The sequence below is a fragment of the Chitinimonas sp. genome (genome assembly GCF_041904975.1).
Classification (GTDB): Bacteria; Pseudomonadota; Gammaproteobacteria; order Burkholderiales; family Chitinimonadaceae; genus Chitinimonas.
On the sequence record NZ_JAYRLZ010000298.1, the window covers coordinates 1 to 4,815 of the forward strand.

At 61.7% G+C, this 4,815-nt stretch carries 6 protein-coding genes; 3 read left to right on the forward strand and 3 right to left on the reverse strand.

The window, feature by feature from the left end; genetic code table 11:
• From nagA to ACE3OH_RS19350, 3 genes are all read right to left on the reverse strand, one after another.
• On the reverse strand, positions 1–961 hold a 961-nt coding region (nagA, locus tag ACE3OH_RS19340; RefSeq protein WP_374357036.1), incomplete at its 3' end, for an N-acetylglucosamine-6-phosphate deacetylase.
• Between the two features lie 97 nt (positions 962–1,058).
• The gene (locus ACE3OH_RS19345) at positions 1,059–1,805 is read right to left on the reverse strand and encodes a GntR family transcriptional regulator (RefSeq protein WP_374357038.1); all 747 of its coding nucleotides are present in this window, start codon (positions 1,803–1,805) and stop codon (positions 1,059–1,061) included.
• 1 nt (position 1,806) lies between these two features.
• Entirely contained in the window at positions 1,807–2,673 is an 867-nt protein-coding gene (locus ACE3OH_RS19350; protein ID WP_374357040.1) for a BadF/BadG/BcrA/BcrD ATPase family protein, read from the reverse strand.
• Between the two features lie 258 nt (positions 2,674–2,931).
• Here ACE3OH_RS19350 and ACE3OH_RS19355 point away from each other — a divergent pair, with 258 nt between their 5' ends.
• From ACE3OH_RS19355 to mnmA, 3 genes are all read left to right on the forward strand, one after another.
• A complete protein-coding gene (locus ACE3OH_RS19355) occupies positions 2,932–3,159 on the forward strand; it encodes a hypothetical protein (protein WP_374357042.1) in 228 nt (75 codons plus the stop codon).
• 115 nt (positions 3,160–3,274) lie between these two features.
• On the forward strand, positions 3,275–3,790 hold the full coding sequence (locus ACE3OH_RS19360) for an NUDIX hydrolase (protein ID WP_374357044.1): 516 nt from the start codon (positions 3,275–3,277) through the stop codon (positions 3,788–3,790).
• Positions 3,783–4,815: tRNA 2-thiouridine(34) synthase MnmA (mnmA, locus tag ACE3OH_RS19365; protein ID WP_374357047.1), on the forward strand; the 1,033-nt coding region annotated here is incomplete at its 3' end. The genes ACE3OH_RS19360 and mnmA, both read left to right, overlap by 8 nt.

Here is a 4,815-nt window from a genome sequence, read left to right on the forward strand (position 1 = left end):
GGCGGCGCGAGGCGTCGTCGATGTCCAGCCCGAGGCCGACCAGATTGCGCAGTGCTTCGTCCAGCGTCAGGGTGGAGCCAGCCAGGGTGCCGTCGGGCAGGCGTACCCCGCCCAGGCATTTGGTTACCGTGTGCCGCCCCAGCTTGTAATTGCCATCAGGCATGCCGGCGGCGGCGGTCGAGTCGGTCACGCAATACAGCTTGGGAATGGCGCGCAGCGCTGCCTTGATGGCGCCGGGGTGCACATGCAGCAGGTCGGGAATCAGCTCGGCATATTCGGCATGGGCCAGGGCGGCACCCACCATGCCCGGCTCGCGGTGATGCAGGCCGCTCATGGCATTGAACAGATGGGTGAAGCTCTTGGCGCCGTGCTTCAGTGCTTCGACCGCGTCTTCATAACTGCCTAGGGTGTGGCCCAGCTGCACGCGGATACCGTGCGATACCAGCTCGCCGATCAGGTCCATATGGCCTTGCACTTCCGGCGCCAGCGTCAGCACCTTGATCGGCGCCAGGGTGTTGAAGCCGCTGATCTCGGTCAGCATGCCGTCGCGGGCGAAATTGGGCTGGGCGCCCAGTTTGCCCGGGTTGATGTAGGGGCCTTCCAGATGCACGCCCAGCACGCGCGCGCCGCCAGTGGCGCGCTGCGCCACCGCATCATGCACGCCGCGCAAGGCGTGTTCGATCTCGCGTTTCGGCGCGGTCATGGTGGTAGCCAGCAGGCTGGTGGTGCCGTGCCGGGCATGGGTGCGGGTAATGGTGGCCAGGGCATCGGCGCCTTCCATCACATCGCGGCCGCCGCCGCCATGCACATGCAGGTCGATAAAGCCGGGCAGGATAAGGTCGTCACCATTGCCGGCCGGATCGGCTGCTGCGCCGTCGATGATATGGATCTGTGCATCGAAGCCGAGGCGCCCGTGGCACCAGCCGCTTGAAGTGAGGATATTGCCGTAGAGGGTTGGCATGCTGTTCCTTTTCTTAGCGGCGCTGTGTAGCGGCGGGCATGCAGGGGGCGAATGATCGGCTGGCGGTCATGGCGTGATTCAGTTGGGACTGGGGAGACTAGCGGCGTAGCTCAGCCACAAAGTCGTAGTAATCGTTACGGCAATAGGTGTAGGTCAGCTCGACCGGCAAGCCGGATTCGAGATAACCGATACGGGTGATCATCAGCATGGCGGTGCCGGTAGGCAGGCCGACCAGCTGCGCCATTTCGTCGCTGGCATTCACTGCCTTGAGGTGCTGCAGGGCGCGCACGACCGAGGCGCCGTGGGCATCCATCCAGGCATATAGCGAATCGCCGACCTTGGTGGGCTCGGGCATATAGCGGCTGGGCAGGATGGAAGTCTCGATCGCCATCACCGTGTTGTCGGCCATACGCAGGCGACGCAGGCGCGCCACGCTGGCCGAGGGTGACAGCCCGAGGCGCAACACCTCTTCCTGGCTGGCAATGCCGATATCGCGGCTGAGCCAGCGCGAGGTCGGGGTAAAGCCGCGGCTACGGATTTCTTCCGAAAAGCTGGTGAGGCGGGAGAGCGGCTGTACCAGCCGTGGTGCGATATAGGTGCCGGAACCTTGGCGGCGGACGATCAGGCCCTGCTCGAACAGGATATCCATCGCCTTGCGGGCGGTGACCCGCGAGATATCGAGCACTTCGCACAGTACCCGTTCGCTCGGCAGTGCCTCATCGGCCTGCCACAGGCCGGAATTGATGGCGGAGGTCAGCTTGTTGGCAACTTGCAGATAGAGCGGCGTGCTGCTGTCCGCATCCGGTTTCAATGCCTGCAATGCGTCTTCGCGAGCCTTGTCCATATCAGATGTGTCCCCGAATCAGATGCAGTGCGCCCATCACGGAGTCCCCAAGCGGTGGTTGCGCACGGTTGAGCAGTTCTGCAGGCAGCCAGGGACGCAGGGCATCGGCAAGGCCGCCACACAGGGCGAGAGGCAGGGAGGCTGCGGGGTCGAGCGCGTGCGCGACCTGGGCGATTTCCTCACCTGCGGCGCGCAGAATAGTAGCAGCGGCCGCATCGAGCGGTGCGTTTTCTAATACCAATGGGCAAAGTTGTGCGTAAGTGGTTTGCTTGGCCTGGCCGAACCACTTGAAGGCCTGCTCGATATTGCCACCCAGCTGTGCGATGACGGCCCGGGCAAGTGGACTGCTCTGACTGCGGCCGTCCAGTACTTTCTGGGCAAGCTGGGCGGCGCGCAGGCCGATCCAGGCGCCGCTGCCTTCGTCGCCACTGGGAAAGCCCCAGCCCGATGCGGTGCGCTTGTCCTCGCCGCCAAACCAGGCCTCACCCACCGTGCCGGTGCCGATGGCGACAATCACGCCCGGCTTGCCGCCGTGGGCGCCAAGCAAGGTGGTAAAGCCATCGGTTGCCAGCTCGATGGCGGCAAATGGCGGAGCTGCGTCCAGAAAGGCGGCGGCCCAGGCCGGGTTGTGTACGCCGGCAAGGCCAAGGCCGATGGCGCATTGCGTTGCAGGCGCGCCGGCAAGCCCGGCATCGGCAAAGGCGCGAGCGAGCGCTTCGTGTATGGCTTGCCAGGCAGGCTCGATGCCCAAGCCCAGGCCGGATGGGCCGGCGCTGCTGCGCGCAAGCGGCTTGCCTGCGGCATCGCACAGCACCAGTCGTGTGCCGCTGCCGCCGCCATCAACGCCGATCAAAAAGCCGGGAGCCATATATTGTCGCCATCCTTGAGGATTTGTATTTGCTTGCGCTTGGAATAGCATCGATCCAGTGCAATACCTATTCAATACCAGTTGTGAACTGGTGTCAAATGCATGTGTGTCGAAAAGACAAAAATGTGGTTTCGCTGCAGAGGGGTTGACTTGTGCGGGGAGGTGCTGTCATATTTCGCGGTTGTCGCGCAATGAATGCTCGACGATGCGCTTTGCGCCGTTGCACCAATCTCAACCCCAAAATACTAAGGATTTACCATGAAGCTGATCGCTGCCCTGATCGCCGGCCTGTTCGCCACTGTTGCTTTCGCTGCTGACGCTCCTGCTGCTGCCGCTCCTGCTCCTGCTGCCGACGCCAAGAAGGTAGAGAAGAAGGAAGAGAAGAAGGCTGACGCCAAGAAGGAAGAAAAGAAGGCTGACGCTAAGAAGGAAGAGAAGAAGGCTGACGCTAAGCACGAAGAGAAGAAGGAAGAAGCAAAGAAGTAATCTACTTCTTTCCTCCTTTGGAAGAAAAGGCAGCCTAGGCTGCCTTTTTGCATTTGTTGTACTGCGATTGCTGCTTGTGTCGCGGCGGCAAGCGCCGCAATGATTGGAGTGCTCGGTGTCAGATCGCATATGGAAGCCCAATTGCACGGTGGCGGCGTTGGTGGAGCACCAGGGGCGCTTTTTGCTGGTTGAGGAAGAAACCACCGATGGGCGGCGCTATAACCAGCCGGCCGGGCATCTCGACCACGGCGAGTCGCTGCAGGCAGCCTGCGTGCGCGAAACGGTGGAGGAAACCGGTTTTGCGGTCGAGGTGACCGAGTTACTCGGCATCTACCAATGGTCGCCGACGCAGCATGCAGACCTGACTTTCTTGCGCTTTGCCTATATCGCCCGCTTGCACGATACGGCCACTGCCGGGCTTACCGTTGTTAACCAGACGCACGCGCCTGAATTTGCCGATGCCGACCGCATTGCCAGGCTTGATCAGGGCATCATCCGTGCCGTCTGGCTAAGCTACGACGAGGTGCTTGCCTGTCGCGACCGCCATCGCAGCCCCTTGGTATTGCAGTGCATTGATGACTACCGCGCCGGTCGGCGCTATCCACTCGAGTTGATACAACACCATGACTGATTCCGCATCGCGCATTGTTGTCGGCCTGTCTGGCGGCGTTGACTCATCGGTCAGTGCCTGGCTGCTGCAGCAGCAGGGTTACGATGTCGTCGGCGTGTTCATGCAGAACTGGGAAGACGACAATAACGATGACTATTGCTCGATCAAGGAAGACTCGCGCGATGCCATTGCGGTGGCGGACTTGCTGGGCATCGATATCGAGCTGGTGAACTTCGCCACGGAGTACAAGGACCGGGTGTTTGCCTATTTTCTGGCCGAATACCAGGCCGGGCGCACACCTAACCCCGATGTGCTGTGCAATGCCGAGATCAAGTTCAAATCTTTTCTCGATTACGCCATCAGCCTCGGCGCCGAGCGCATTGCCACCGGGCACTATGCGGCGGTGGATATCGACGCGGACGGGCGTACCCGTCTGTTGCGCGGTGCCGATCAGAGCAAGGATCAGAGCTATTTTCTCTACCGCCTGAATCAATACCAGGTCTCGCGTGCAGTCTTTCCGCTGGGCGCCATACGGAAGACCGAAGTAAGGCGCATGGCTGCCGCAATCAATCTGCCCAATCACGCCAAGAAGGATTCGACCGGCATCTGTTTTATCGGCGAGCGGCCGTTCCGCGACTTCCTGAATCGCTACCTGCCCAAGGTGCCGGGGGTGATGCGCACGCCGGAGGGCAAGGTGGTGGGCGAGCATATGGGCTTGATGTACTACACGCTGGGGCAGCGCCAGGGTCTGGCCATTGGTGGTGCTGGCGAGCCTTGGTATGTGGCAGGAAAGGACCTGGCGGCCAATGAGCTGGTGGTAGTGCAGGGCCATGATCACCCGATGCTGCTGTCGCAACGCTTGGAGGCAGGCCAGCTGAGCTGGGTGGCCGATCAGCCGCCACAAGCCGGCCGCTACACTGCAAAGACCCGCTATCGACAAGCCGATGCGGCGTGTGAATTGCTGGAAGTCAACGATGGCAAGCTGATCGTGCAGTTTGACGAGCCGCAATGGGCGGTTACGCCCGGTCAGTCGGTGGTGTTATACC